The organism is Aquimarina mytili (assembly GCF_016735115.1).
GTDB classification, from domain to species: domain Bacteria; phylum Bacteroidota; class Bacteroidia; order Flavobacteriales; family Flavobacteriaceae; genus Aquimarina; species Aquimarina mytili.
Genome location: NZ_JAERQJ010000003.1, coordinates 317,019 through 331,295, shown reverse-complemented (window position 1 = coordinate 331,295; position 14,277 = coordinate 317,019). Strand labels below are relative to the sequence as shown.

At 31.8% G+C, this 14,277-nt stretch carries 11 protein-coding genes and 2 tRNA genes; 5 read left to right on the top strand and 8 right to left on the bottom strand.

Annotated features, from left to right (window positions below):
• Positions 1-334: 334 nt before the first annotated feature.
• The gene (locus JJQ60_RS08870) at positions 335-2,971 is read right to left on the bottom strand and encodes an AsmA family protein (protein ID WP_201918789.1); all 2,637 of its coding nucleotides are present in this window, start codon (positions 2,969-2,971) and stop codon (positions 335-337) included.
• 169 nt (positions 2,972-3,140) lie between these two features.
• Positions 3,141-3,848 (bottom strand): queuosine precursor transporter, encoded by a 708-nt coding sequence (locus JJQ60_RS08865; protein WP_201919694.1) that lies wholly within the window; start codon positions 3,846-3,848, stop codon positions 3,141-3,143.
• A 109-nt stretch (positions 3,849-3,957) separates the two neighbouring features.
• Here JJQ60_RS08865 and folK point away from each other — a divergent pair, with 109 nt between their 5' ends.
• Positions 3,958-5,103, top strand: coding sequence for a 2-amino-4-hydroxy-6-hydroxymethyldihydropteridine diphosphokinase (gene folK, locus JJQ60_RS08860; protein ID WP_201918787.1), 1,146 nt, complete (start codon positions 3,958-3,960; stop codon positions 5,101-5,103).
• Positions 5,104-5,139: 36 nt separating this feature from the next.
• On the opposite strand, the gene JJQ60_RS08855 is transcribed toward folK, so the two are convergent.
• A complete protein-coding gene (locus tag JJQ60_RS08855; protein ID WP_201918785.1) occupies positions 5,140-5,688 on the bottom strand; it encodes an RNA methyltransferase in 549 nt (182 codons plus the stop codon).
• A gap of 346 nt (positions 5,689-6,034) precedes the next feature.
• Between JJQ60_RS08855 and mutS the strand changes: the two genes are divergently transcribed.
• The 3 genes from mutS (at position 6,035) to JJQ60_RS08840 (ending at position 8,933) form a co-directional block, all read left to right on the top strand.
• The gene (gene mutS / locus JJQ60_RS08850; protein ID WP_201918783.1) at positions 6,035-8,662 is read left to right on the top strand and encodes a DNA mismatch repair protein MutS; all 2,628 of its coding nucleotides are present in this window, start codon (positions 6,035-6,037) and stop codon (positions 8,660-8,662) included.
• Positions 8,663-8,757: 95 nt separating this feature from the next.
• A tRNA-Gly gene (locus JJQ60_RS08845) sits at positions 8,758-8,829 on the top strand.
• A gap of 19 nt (positions 8,830-8,848) precedes the next feature.
• Positions 8,849-8,933: transfer RNA gene (locus tag JJQ60_RS08840), tRNA-Leu, on the top strand.
• Between the two features lie 187 nt (positions 8,934-9,120).
• On the opposite strand, the gene JJQ60_RS08835 is transcribed toward JJQ60_RS08840, so the two are convergent.
• The gene (locus JJQ60_RS08835; protein WP_201918782.1) at positions 9,121-9,699 is read right to left on the bottom strand and encodes a hypothetical protein; all 579 of its coding nucleotides are present in this window, start codon (positions 9,697-9,699) and stop codon (positions 9,121-9,123) included.
• A gap of 312 nt (positions 9,700-10,011) precedes the next feature.
• Between JJQ60_RS08835 and JJQ60_RS08830 the strand changes: the two genes are divergently transcribed.
• On the top strand, positions 10,012-10,248 hold the full coding sequence (locus JJQ60_RS08830) for a hypothetical protein (protein WP_201918780.1): 237 nt from the start codon (positions 10,012-10,014) through the stop codon (positions 10,246-10,248).
• Positions 10,249-10,409: 161 nt separating this feature from the next.
• On the opposite strand, the gene JJQ60_RS08825 is transcribed toward JJQ60_RS08830, so the two are convergent.
• The 4 genes from JJQ60_RS08825 to JJQ60_RS08810 form a co-directional block, all read right to left on the bottom strand.
• A complete protein-coding gene (locus tag JJQ60_RS08825) occupies positions 10,410-10,910 on the bottom strand; it encodes a hypothetical protein (protein WP_201918778.1) in 501 nt (166 codons plus the stop codon).
• Positions 10,911-11,232: 322 nt separating this feature from the next.
• Positions 11,233-13,287, bottom strand: a complete 2,055-nt coding sequence (locus JJQ60_RS08820; RefSeq protein WP_394369540.1) for a TrlF family AAA-like ATPase — start codon at positions 13,285-13,287, stop codon at positions 11,233-11,235.
• A 2-nt stretch (positions 13,288-13,289) separates the two neighbouring features.
• Positions 13,290-14,072 carry a hypothetical protein gene (locus JJQ60_RS08815; RefSeq protein WP_201918774.1) on the bottom strand — a complete coding sequence of 261 codons (783 nt, stop codon included), beginning with the start codon at positions 14,070-14,072 and terminating at the stop codon, positions 13,290-13,292.
• A 14-nt stretch (positions 14,073-14,086) separates the two neighbouring features.
• Complete coding sequence (locus JJQ60_RS08810) at positions 14,087-14,242, bottom strand: hypothetical protein (protein ID WP_201918772.1); 156 nt, start codon at positions 14,240-14,242, stop codon at positions 14,087-14,089.
• Positions 14,243-14,277 lie beyond the last annotated feature (35 nt).

Genomic DNA, 14,277 nt, shown 5'->3' with positions numbered 1-14,277 from the left:
GTAAAAAATTAGCAAAACATTAAGAGTAAAATTCTTACTGATTAATAAGGTATTTTGTTGATACTCAAAAAATTAACTGATGTTTATTTTATTTAAATAAAAAGTAAACAAAATCGATTAAAGGACGAAATTTTTTTTAAAATGGGGAGTTTTCCCTCATATATTGGTGTTTTTTTACATGTGTTTTGTAGATATTAAATCATAATTTTTTCAAAAAAAATCATTTTTTTAACATTTGTAGTTCTAAATTGTTGTTATAATGATGTTTTTTAACACAATGCTGATCACTGATAAAATGCTTTAGAATTTCACGTTAGGTCAAAAGATTTCAGTATTAATTTCCGTTCTTTGTAGTGTCTTTCTTTTTCTTCTTCCCAAGGAAACCACCGAGAATATTTTTAGCCGTATTTTTTAAGGTTTCTTCGGTGTTATTGTTTTCGGTATCGTTTTTCTCTGTATCTTTTTTAGATCCACCTAATAAATCTGTTAAGGCTTTTTGCCCTTTGTCAACTAATTGATCTTTTGCTTTTTCTTTTTGCTTATTTATTAGTTGCTGCGTGAGATCTTTTACGGCTTGACCAGTATTTAGGTTAATTTTTGGATTCGTAAAATTTCCAGATATCCCAATAGGTAAAGGAACTGTGGTAGTATTAATTTCTTCTTCATTGAGTTGAGACATTAAACTTCCAACCTCGTTTCCTAAGTACTTTACCGGTACATCTAATGATACATTGTAATCCATACTTCGGTCAAAACTATGACTACCGCCAGCTGTTATTTTTATGCCTTCAACATCAAATTCAAATGGCTTTACATTGATTTTCCCATCATCAAAACTCAGATTTGTTTTTATGTCCTTAAGATTAAGTTTGTCCATTTCCACAAAACTTAATTGACTATTTAGGTTGGATAACAATGGAGTTTTTGAAGTGGATACTTTTGCATTAAGGATTTCGGCAAGGGCTTTTCCTTTTAACGAGGTTAGCACTGGTGTAAGGTCATCGTTAAGATTACCGTTTAGATTTATTTGTGTAGTTAAATTACCGGTTAATGCTTTTGCAATGGGTGCCAAGCCTTTTATTAGTTCAAGGTTGTTAAAGGATTGAGTGATGTCAATTTTGCTCAAGTCTAATGCCATTGCAAATGTGGGGACTTTAGATTTGGTAGAAACGTTACCGTCAATAGCCATACCTCCGTTAAAAATATTGGAGGTTACATTCTGTAAATAAGCAGTTTCGTCTTTTATCTTAACAGTACCTTTTGCATTTTGAAGGACCAAGTTGTCGTATAAAACTTTTTTGGTGTCAAAATTTAGAGTAGCATCTATAAAAGAAGGTATTTTCATGGTTTCTTCTTCAGTGGTACTATTGGTATTAGTGTTTTCCTCTTCGCTTTCGGGTTCATTGATCATAAAATCACTTACGGCAAAAACATTAGAATTAACATCAAAATTTCCTTTAAGATCTTGTTTTGCAAATAAGAACCCCATAAGGTTATCGATAGTACCCGTTGCGGCAAGGTCTGATTTGCCTGTAGTCGCTTCCATTTGATCCAAAGATATAGTCTGAGGGTTGAAACTCACGTTGGCTTTTTCAATATTTATTTCGTTAGGTAATTCGGTGGAAGCATACGTAAATTCAGAAATACTGGCAACTCCTGAACTTTTTACATTTTGATAATGCTCTTTTTCTAAAGACTGCATGTCGAAATGAGTTTTAATATCTGCCCGAACCACGCCATTTATTTTTTCTTCAAGCTCTAAAGGATATGCTTGATTTAGATTGGCCAGGTTTAAGGTTCCTTTTAACGCCATATCTACAATCATGTTTTTGGTTAGATTTCTTAGGCTACCGTTTGCAGCAAAAGAATCTTGATCTATCTTAAAGGTAAGATTACCAATTTTGATATAGGTGTCATCAACTAAGCCAGTTTCATTTTTAATTTGTGTATCGATATTGATGTTTTTTACACCTTTTGGTAGATCGGGATATTTAAAAGCGGCATTATGCGATACAATTTTAATATCCATTTTAGGGATATAGGTGTCGTCTGATTTGCCTTTAATTTGCCCGTCAATAGAGAAATCTCCACTCGTTTGCACACCATCCAGATTTTTGGCATATGCTTCAGGAATAACAGCTAAAAAGTTTTTAAAATCAGAAGTAGGTGTCTTGAAACTAAGGTCTACATCAGTATACTTTTCTTTTAATTGAACAAAGCCCGCAAATTCTAGTGGTAATCTATTTATCAGTACTTTATTTTCTTTAAAAGAATACCGTTGATTTTTGAGATCTAATTCTATTTGAGCATCTAACTGTAGTTTGTTTTTGTTTAAATATTTAGTGTCATCCAGGCTAAAGGATGCTTCAGAATTGGTTTGGGTGTCTAGAATTACTTTGTCACCCGATACTGATCCATCGCCGTTGTGATTAAGGTGTGTAAGTGTTAAGAATGTCTTGCTTACATTATCACTAAATACAATCTTGCTATCATTAATCTCATAATGTTCTAAAGCGAAAGTAAAAGAACTGTCTTTTTCTTCAGGCTCAGTTTCAGTAATATCTTCTTGTTTTCGGGCAATATCAAAATTAGAGTTACCCAAAGAGTCTGTTTTTATAGCAATATTGGCCTGGTCTATTATTATTTTTTGAACGCTAATCGCTTCTGTAGCATCTTTGAATAATTCATTGATAGACATATCAAGGGCAATTTTTTTTGAGTACGCCAATGTGTCTCCTTCAAAAGGTGCGTAGTTAAGTATAGAAAGTTCATCTATAATTACTGAGGCCTTTGGGAAACTTCTAACCAGGCTTATATCAATATTTGCAAAGTCAACTTTTGCATTTACATGTTCATTTACCAAATAGCGCACTTTATCTTGTATTGTTCCTTTAAATAAAAATGGTATAGAAATAATTGTGATAACAAATAGTAGTAAAATGACACCTAGAATTTTGAGGGCTTTTTTCATGTGTTTATTTTTATTGTTTTTTGGGTGATATACGGGCTTCGATATTCAAAATATTCATTCGTCTTTAATGTTTATTTTGAACATGTAAGTCTCATGGGTATAGCTTTTTTGTAAAATAAAGGATTACAAAGATATATGTTACTTTTTTAAGTTAACTATTTGTTAGATTTTAAATTTCAAGTGTTAATTCGCCTCCCTGTTTTAACTTAAACCTTCTCCTTAAAATATATACACCAAGATATAAAACAGGGGTGTCTAATGCAGCAACAAGCACTTTAAATAAAAAACCATTAAGTAATAAAACACCAAAACGATCCCAATTTATGATTCCTGTAGAGCAGAGTAATAAAAGCACAGTTAATGTATCTATAAATTGTGAAGAGAATGTAGAGAAATTATTGCGCAACCATAAGTGCTTTCCTTTGGTAACGCGCTTCCAGAAATGAAAAATCTGAATATCAATATATTGAGCAAAAAGATAGGCGATCATAGATGCAAAAACTGCTATAGCCGTGGCTCCAAAAACTTTATTAAATAGTTCATCATTTATAGGGGACCATGAGGTGGCGGGCACAGCTGCAGAAGCAGATACAATGAGTAAAGAGAAAAATGAAGCAAAAATACCAGCAGTAACAATCTGATTAGCTTTTCTTTTACCAAATATTTCACTTATAATATCTGTAATCAAAAAAGTAATGGGGTACGGAAGAATACCTACGGAAATCTCGAAAGTATATATTCCGAAAAAATCCCAATAAAAGAATTTTTGAAAAATTAAATTAGAAGCAACCAGAGATGAAATAAACAATGCGCCTAGGATTAAATAAATTCTATAGGCAGATTTTTTATCTTTTAGGGTAAGGGAGGATTCGTTCAAAATAGATATCGTTAATAATAGTTCACCCAAAAATAAGGTGATGTGATTTTGTTTTGCTTAATTTGCTCTTAAAAATAAGGAGTTCTGACCATATTATAAAAATCCAAACTTGAAAACGGCTCATCAAATACATATTTCGCTAGGCAGTAATATGGGAGATCGCTTAGATTTTCTTCAAAAAGCAATTGAACATATTTATAAAATTATTGGAGATGTTATTTCGGTTTCTGAAGTATATCAAACTCCGGCCTGGGGTTTTGATAGTGCAGATTTTTATAATGCCTGTGCTTTAATTGAAACCTTTTACACTACAGCAGAAGTTCTAGATAAGCTTTTAGAGATTGAAACCATGCTGGGTAGAAACCGAAGTGCCGCCGATGGATATGAAGCGAGAACGATTGATTTGGATATCGTTTTTTCTTCAGAAGGAGAGATTAACACAGAAAAATTAGTTGTTCCGCATCCAGCGATACAAGACCGAAAGTTTGTTTTAAAGCCGCTGGTAGATATTGCTTCAGAAGTGAGTCACCCTAAATTAAAGCAGACTGTATCTCAATTATTAGAAAATACCTCAGACACATCACAAATACTTCAATTGGATCAAAAGATTACAAATCCAAAAGAAGGCTATGATTTATCAAGATTTGAATATCTTACTATAGAAGGTAATATAGGGGCAGGAAAAACAAGCTTGGCAAAATTGATCTCTAAAGAGTTTAATGCTAAATTAATTTTAGAACGTTTTGCAGATAATCCTTTTTTACCAAAGTTTTATAACGATATGGAGCGCTATGCGTTTCCTTTAGAAATGTCATTTCTGGCAGATCGTTATCAGCGCATGCAAGATGATATAGCCCAGTTTGATTTGTTTAAAGATTTTGTTGTAAGTGATTACGATGTGTTTAAGTCACTAATCTTTGCAAAGGTTACTTTGCAAGAGGAAGAGTATAAATTATATAAAAAAGTATTCGACCTGATGTATATAAACCTTCCAAAACCTGGGTTATATGTTTATTTATATCAAAATACAGAGCGCCTTTTAGAAAATATTAAAAATAGAGGTCGAGAGTATGAGCAAAAAATCCCTGCCGAATATCTTGATAAGATCAACAAAGGGTATCTTCAGTTTATTAAATCGCAATCTGATTTTAATGTCAAAATCATTGATGTGTCTGATAGAGATTTTATAGCCAATAGGGTAGATTATATTTCGATTTTGGAAGAGATAATTATTATTGACGGTTTAGTTGAATAACGCCTATAGGTGATAGAGTGCTTTTATTGCTAGGACTTATAGCTTATTAATATTTAACTTACAAAACAAGTCCCAAATGACAACCCCCGCACTTACCGAAATATTGAGAGAATGTTTGCTTCCAAATTGGGGTATTTCTATCACAGTGTTACTTTCTGAAACTACTTCCTGTTGTACGCCTTTGACCTCATTACCAAAAATGATAGCATAAGTTTGATTGGTTTCGGGTTCAAAATCATTAAGCATCACTGCATTTTCGGCTTGTTCGATAGAAAGGATTTTTATGTTCTTTGATTGTAGCTCCCGTACTAATTCAAGAGTGTCTTTTTTGTGCTCCCAGAGTACTGTATCGGTAGCTCCAAGAGCGGTTTTCTGAATGTCTTTGTGTGGAGGAGTCGCCGTAATACCACAAAGAAATATTTTTTCAATCAAAAAAGCATCTGCTGTTCTAAAAACGGACCCAATATTATTCAGGCTTCTAATGTTATCCAGAATAACAATTAAACGTGTTTTTTCTGAAGCTTTAAATTCTGCTATCGTTTTGCGATCAAGTTCGCTGTTTTTGAGTTTCCTGTTTCTTTCCATCGCTGCAAAAATATCATTTATTGTTATTCCGGCGTAGGCCGGAATCTATATTTCATAATATCTACACTAAATAATTTCTGTTTTTACATGTTTTGCAAATTGTAAGAGTATTTTAAATGGTATAAACAGTAAAGAACACATTGTAAATGGATCCCAGCCTACGCTGGAATGACAAAAACTCATTCTGCAAGCGGCTATACTACCTGCTTCATCCTACTCACTGAATACTACTTACTAAATACTAACTACTAATGATTGTGAATAAAATTGAATAACTCCCAGTGGTGATATTTCAAAAAAAATAGAAGAATAGCTACTTTAGCCTGATCTATAAATTATAAGCCTAATGGCAGCAAAAAGTGCTAAGAAAGTAACCCCATTGATGAAACAATATAATGCGATTAAGGCAAAATATCCTGATGCATTATTGCTGTTTAGAGTAGGAGATTTTTATGAAACTTTTGGTGAAGATGCCATTAAAGCAGCTGCCATACTTAATATTGTTCAAACCAAAAGGGGTAATGGTAGTGATCAGGAAACGGCTCTAGCTGGTTTCCCTCATCATTCTTTAAATACCTATTTGCCAAAACTGGTAAAGGCGGGTGAACGCGTAGCGATATGTGATCAGCTTGAAGATCCTAAACAAACAAAAACGATTGTAAAACGAGGGGTAACCGAATTAGTTACACCTGGTGTTGCATTAAATGATGAGGTGCTACAGAGCAAAACCAATAATTTTTTATGTGCATTGCATTATGGTAAAAAAGAATTGGGTATTGCATTTTTAGATGTTTCAACTGGAGAGTTTTTGACTGCTCAGGGTGATGTAGCACATATGGATAAATTGATGCAGAATTTTAGGCCAAGCGAAGTGCTTATCACAAAGCCTAAAAAACAAGCTTTTTATCAAGATTTTGGTCAGGATAATCATGCGTTTTTTCTTGAGGATTGGGTGTTTAAAACTGATTATGCAAACGAAACCCTGAATGATCACTTTAATACTTCTTCTCTCAAAGGATTTGGGGTAGATCATCTGCATGAAGGGATTATTGCCGCAGGCGTAATTCTTCATTATTTAGGTGAAACACAACATCATAAGCTAAAACATATAACGGCTATCCAACGTATTGCAGAGGATCAATATATTTGGATGGATCGATTTACAATACGAAACCTTGAATTGTATCATGCCAATGCTACAAATGCGGTAACCTTGTTGGATGTTATTGATAAAACAATCTCACCGATGGGTGGGCGAACATTAAAGCGTTGGTTAGCATTGCCATTAAAAAATATTGCAGCCATACAAAAGCGACATGAAGTGGTGCAATATTTTTTGGATAATCATACATTACACCAAAAGATTCAGCACCAAATAAAGCAAATAGGTGATATAGAACGCTTAATTTCTAAGGTAGCTACGGGTAAGGTTAGTCCGCGTGAGGTGATTCAGCTCAAAAACTCTTTAGAAGCAATCGTTCCTATAAAAGCACAAGCATCAAATAGCGACAACGAAGCATTAAAAGTAATCGGAGATACACTTAATGATTGTGAAGTATTACGTACCAAAATAAAAGAAACACTTAACGAAGAGGCGCCGGTAAATATCTTAAAAGGCAATACGATTGCTGATGGGTATTTGGATGAGTTAGATGAGTTACGTTCTATAGCTTTCTCTGGAAAAGACTATCTAGATAAGATGTTAGAACGCGAAACCGAAGCTACCGGGATTACTTCATTGAAAATAGCGTCAAATAATGTATTTGGTTATTATATAGAGGTTAGAAATACACATAAAGATAAAGTGCCTGATACCTGGATTCGTAAACAAACCCTGGTTAGTGCAGAGCGTTATATTACCGAAGAGCTTAAAGAGTATGAAGCTAAAATATTAGGAGCAGAAGAAAAGATTTTGGCTTTAGAACAGCAATTATTTAATGACTTGGTTGTCTGGATGAATGAATATATTAAACCCGTACAATTAAATGCTTCTTTAATAGGACAATTAGACTGTTTGGGATCGTTTGCTCAACTGGCTAAAGAGAATCAATATGTAAGACCATTGATTGATGAATCTTTTGATTTAGAAATAAAAAATGGACGTCATCCTGTAATCGAAAAGCAGTTACCTCCAGGAGAACAATACATAGCTAACGATGTATTATTGGATCGTGATCATCAGCAGATCATTATGATTACAGGTCCTAATATGAGTGGTAAATCGGCAATATTACGACAAACAGCATTAATAGTGTTGCTAGCTCAAATGGGGTGCTTTGTGCCTGCAGAAGAAGCTAAAATTGGAGTAGTAGATAAAATATTTACCAGGGTCGGTGCTAGTGATAATATTTCTATGGGAGAATCTACTTTTATGGTAGAAATGAATGAAACGGCAAGTATTTTGAACAATATATCTGATCGAAGTCTAGTGCTATTAGATGAGATTGGGCGAGGTACCAGTACCTATGATGGGATTTCTATTGCATGGGCCATTAGTGAGTTTTTACATGAACACCCAGGAAGGCCTAAGACTCTATTTGCTACGCATTATCATGAGTTAAATGAAATGTGCGAAACCTTTGAGAGAATTAAAAACTATAATGTATCGGTCAAAGAACTAAAAGATACTGTTTTGTTTTTGCGCAAACTGGTTCCTGGAGGTAGTGAACATAGTTTTGGTATTCATGTGGCTAAAATGGCAGGGATGCCTCAACAAGTATTGTATAGAGCCAATAAAATGCTTAAAAAATTAGAGAAATCTCATAGTAGCGAAGAGTTAACTGATAAAATTAAAGGAATGCAGGAAGAAGATGAACTTCAGTTAAGCTTCTTTAATTTAGACGATCCTTTATTAGAACAAATCAAGGAAGAAATCTTAGATATTGATATAAATACTCTAACTCCTGTAGAAGCGTTAATGAAACTTAATGAGATTAAACGTATGTTAACCAGGAAGAAAGCTTCAAAGGTGTAAATTTTTTTATTCTTTTTGCAAAAAAGACTTTGGTATTAGTAGAAATGTTTTAAATTTGCATCCGCAATAACGCATTGCGAAGTTCTTAAATTACTGCGAAAGTAGCTCAGGGGTAGAGCATCACCTTGCCAAGGTGAGGGTCGCGGGTTCAAATCCCGTCTTTCGCTCTGAGACAATATATACCATGCTGAAGTGGTGGAATTGGTAGACACGTTGGACTTAAAATCCAATGGCCATTATGGCCGTGCGGGTTCAAGTCCCGCCTTCAGTACTTAAGAAAACCCCTTGATATATCAAGGGGTTTCTTTGTTTTTAGACTTTTCTTAATCGTAGTTTTGATCCTTAGTATTTTCTTGCGGTTTCAACATGGTTTCAACAAAAGATCAAAAAATGGAAGTTTTATTTTATTGAATAGTAAGAGTAACTATAATGATGTGCTAGTGTTTTTGAGGCCTTAATTAATTATCTCTATGTTCTAACCATTTAATCGCCCGATAGTATGTTGTTTTAGAGAAACCAAATTTTTGACAAACATCATCCATTCTTAATCCTGGATTTGTTTTTATGTAATTTTTAATTTCAAGGGTTTTTTGGATGGATTCATTTTTGGGCCTACTATGCCTACCGGATCTCACTTTTTTTGTATGATACTTTCTGTTTTTTAAACCTTTTACATTAAAAAGGATATCTTCATTTTCCAAAAGCTCCATTCCTTTTTTAGTTTTGAGTATCCTATTGGTTAAAGAAGTAACAGTATTTTTATCATGCTCCTCAATATAGTTATAAACAAAAATCGAAACCTCAAATTTTTTATAATCCTGTACCAATACTTTTTTTCCTATAAGCTCTTGGATAATCAGTTGTTCTTTTTTAATAAAATTTTCCGCTTCTAGTTTAGATTTCTTAGATCTTGATGGTTTTTTATGTTTAAGACTATCCTGCCAATTTTTCTCGGCTAGAAATTCAACAAGAGCTGTTATTTCATCTTTGGTAGCTAGGCGTGATTCGAAATCGTATTTGTTTTTTAGAGTATTCATTGTGTGCGTAAATTTTCATCTCCAAATGTAACTTTTTCAAAGATTTATACTTACGAATTACATAGATTTTTGACACAGGAATGTTTCCGTTTTTTTATACAGGGTTTTTTCCTGTTATTTTCTAGAGTTTTCCCCCTTGACTAATACTTGCCTATTTAAGAAATTTAGGGATAAATAAGAGGTTCAATGAAACCTTTGTTATGAGGTTATTCTGTCAATCAAAAATCAATTGTTATGACAATCATGTAGCAGCTAAACTTGATATGTTTTCTCAATGTGTATTGATTTGATATCTAATTAAAAAACATAATTATGGCATTTAAAAAAGTTGATAACTATTGGTTAGGGTATAGTGTGGGTCAAAAACGGTTTTTCTTCTATTATAGACTCGAAGGAGAAGGAAAAGTAACCCAGTTATTTCCAACACCAGAAGAGTTTATAGGACTCTCTGACATGTTTCGAAATGAAGGTCCAATTTCTTATAATACTGCAGGAAAGTATTTTGTTACTAGTGCGGAGGAGATTGGAGAAGAAGAATCCACACCATAGGGAATTAGAAATTTAAAAGATACATTTCAATTTTTTAAATAAAAAGTCCTTTAAGCAAGGTCGCTTAATAGAGCAATAATTTTGTGGATTTGATTTTTCCATGTAATAACGATATTTCAGATATTAAAAGTTTTTAGTGTCCTTAGTATTTTTATCTTATTTCAAAGTAATAACCTTCTACACTTAAGTTTTATTTCTTTGACAGCATCTATTACACTATTTAAATCAAGAATTTTCCCACGAATAACAAGAGTGTTATTGTGAGAGTTATATCCTCTATGGACAGATTCCGCACTAAATGAATGTAAGGATGGATTCATAACAAAATCAGTATAAAAAGAGATGTTATTGTTTTCAAAAAAATCGCTTATGAATTCATCATAATGTTCAAATTTATTCCTAAACTTTCTACATTCTTCAATACATTTTGGATCAATATTCAGGAGTTTTCTAAGTTCCTCACCTCTTTCCGCATATTTACTTATTGGGGACAGAATTTTTGAAATATTACTTGTCGAAATCAAAATAGATTGAATCGCAGACCATATTCCGATATGATCAAATGTATCTACAGATTTTTTTAAACGTTCGTGAGCATGTGATACAAGATCTACTTGGAAAATTATTTCTGATATAAAAGCACCTTCTTGAATTAGTTTCATGTTTTTCGACAAATTTCTTTTCAAACTACGCAATTATTTTACGTAATTAAATTTTGTTTCTATCATAATTATATTGTGATCGTTTTATTGAACTTTATTAATCTAACATGCTCCTTTTGCAAAACATTCATCCATATTCTAATATCTAGTAATAAATAATAATATCCTTATGAATAAATGTGGAATTCAAAATACTCAAAATTTCGATTTTCGGGCTCTGATTGTAAAGCTTCCATATTTAATTATTGCCTTTTTTGAATTTTCAATTTACTCTTCTACGTAAAACAAATTATTGCCATCTGATTGAATAATTTCACTTATTTCAAAAGCCATATTTTTCTTCTCGTTTTAAAAATACTTCTTCACCACCTTCAAGAATATCTGTTACATGTTCTCTAATTCCCATAGATTTTAAAATACCTATATCTTCTTTCTTATCATCTGAAAGTTTAAATGAGTTCTCTAAAGCCCCATTTATATACTCGAATCTATATTCTTTATTATCTCTTCCTTCATCTTGGTCTTTCTGATTGGCAACAATTACATTTTCAGAATCAGCAGAAACTACTATGTTTGGATTATGACTAACTATAATAATTTGTCTATCATCTTTCCTTTTTCTTAAAAACTGAACTAAATCATGATATATTGACCTGTTATCAAGGTTATCTTCTGGTTGGTCTATTAATATTGGAGCATCTGATTCACTTAACTCAACTAATAATTTTAAAATAACAAGGTTGGCTTTACCTGGGGACATATTAGCCATTTCATCATTTTTAATTTTCAATTCCCAGTAATCAAAAAATTCGTCTTTAAAAAGAGCTTTTACACAATCCTTTTTATCTCTATGTTTAGTAAAAAGAAGTTCATCATTAACAATCTTATCAAATACACTTTCTATTTCTTGAAAATGAATATTATAAACAACATCAGGTAATAAATTACCATGGTCTTTACATAAGTTTAAATCAAGGACTTCTCTGGTTTTGGTAGAATTTCGATTAAAAAATGGAAGAAGATTTTCTCTATACCGTTTATGATAAAACTTTACAGTTCCTATCAAGTTAATATCTTCAAAATCTTTCCCTCTTTTGTTTAAAATATCAATTATTTTATCATACTCATCATAGGCTTCTTTATAAAGTTCAATGATTTTAGCTTTAATTTTTATTCTTTCTTGTGTATGATGTCCATTAATTGATTCTTCTATTTTTTCAATTCTATTAAGTTTAGTTTTCTCTTTTTTAATAGTGTCTTCAATAGCCTTAATCTTAGTTTTCTCTTTTAATTTGGAAGTAATTGGCTTCAACTCTTGTTCTATAGTGAGCTTTATGCTATCAACCCTTGTTTTAATAGATGATTCTTTATTTTCTATCTCACTATTTAGGCTGTTTAGCTTTTTATCAGATTCTAAAGCTATTTGATTATATTTTTCTATGAATTCTTTAGCTGAATTATATTCGAAGTCTTCTGCACTATACTCATGAGAAAAAGAAGATTTTTGTTGTTCAATGTTTTCCTTAATTTCGTTTAGTTCTAATTTTAAATCTGAATGATAGGTATTTATTTTTTCTAACCTGTTATTTAGGGAGTCATACCTATTTAACTCATTATCTGTTATGTTAGCATTCTTTTTAAGAGTTTGCAAAACTGAATCTTGTGATTCTATATAGTTTTTAATTCCCTCTTTATCTCCAATACCTTTTTTTTCTTTTTCAAGTGTCTCAACCGCATCTTCATTTTTAAAATATAAATCTATCTGACTATCTCTTGAATTATCTAGGTTTTTAACTGCTACTAGAAATTCTTTATATAACTCATTACTTTTTTCATCTTGTAACAGTATATCTCTTATAAACTTTCCTAATGTTTTTCGTGATTTCGTTCTAATATTATCAGTAAGATTCAAAATATAAGACTGAGGGATATACACAAATTTTCTATCCTTAACTGTTTCTCTTTCTGAAAATTTGTAAGTTACACCATCATTCCAAGTTATCTCGAAATCAAAACCCTCTTGTTCAGAAAAACCATATTTATCTTTTAACTTATCTTCAATATTCTTATTGTTAGGGTTTTGCTGTTTAACTGCGTACTTATAGTTTATTGTATTTGCAATGTAATGTAGGAGTAATGATTTTCCTGAAGATTTTCCACCTATTATTGTATTTAAGTCATTGTTAAAAAAAATCTTATTTTCGATAAAATCGTTATGACCTTTAAATGAAACACTCTTTATGCACTTGTGAGGTATTTTAATATCAGGATTTTCTTTCTGTATTTTGCACCTTAGTTTTGATTCATAAATTATTTGCTTTAAGCCTTCAAAAGTTGGTTCTGCTTTTATCCAAGTATGACAGTGATAATTTTTTATCTCTATTTTTTTCCCTCTCCATCAAATTCATAAGTGTCTAAGGCATTAAATCCATGTATATCTAGTGAGTGAAGTAATTTTTTATCTCCATACTCATTAAGCCATTGTTGATTTTTTTGATTTGTATTTGAGTTGTTACTGAAAAAAGCATTTACTTTAGAATATAAGTCTTCTTTGAAGGGTTTTAATTGTTGCCCTTTCTCTAAGTTACTCCATTCTTTATATCCTAAGAATAAAAAAGTTTTACCTACCCATTCAGAACTATTTAGTAATTCAAATACTTTATCAGTAGAAGGTATTAGATTCGAAAACCCCTCATGTAAATTACCATCAGCCTCATAGGATAAGTTTTCGATACTTAGCACTTTAGTCTTATGCTTTTCTAGTTTCGTTATCGGTATTTGTTCAATAAATTCTTTTTTTACTTTTTGTATTTGTTTATTTATTGAGGTTTCGTCTAAATCAAAAAGTATGTGCAAGTTTATCTTTTGAAGTTTGCTTTCACTTGCTGTTCCAAAAGTATCAATACGAAATTCCAATATAGGAAATATTTTATCAATATTTTCTAATCTATTTTGATTGATTTTATAATCCATCACTTTATCATATCCATCAATAAAATAGTAGTCTGTAATGCCTATTACTTTGACCTCTTCTGGCAAATTTTCAAGTGCATTGATAAATTTCTCCCAACCTTCTGGTGTATTATTATATTGTTGTATAATTGAAGCCGGAGAATGGATATGCAAATCCCATTTTCTCCATATTGACCCTCTATTTTTCATAGTTCATTTAGACTTTATAATTCTGCATAGCAATTGGAACATCTGTAATCTCCAGTAGCAGTACCTAAATAATATTCCTTAAGTTTTCCATATTGATGATCACAATCTTCTTCAGATTCAAGGAATTTTTTGTGACGGCTTTCGGCTTCATTCATCTGTATATTATTCATTGTTTAGCTTTAAATTTAATTTTCAAAGTCGGATC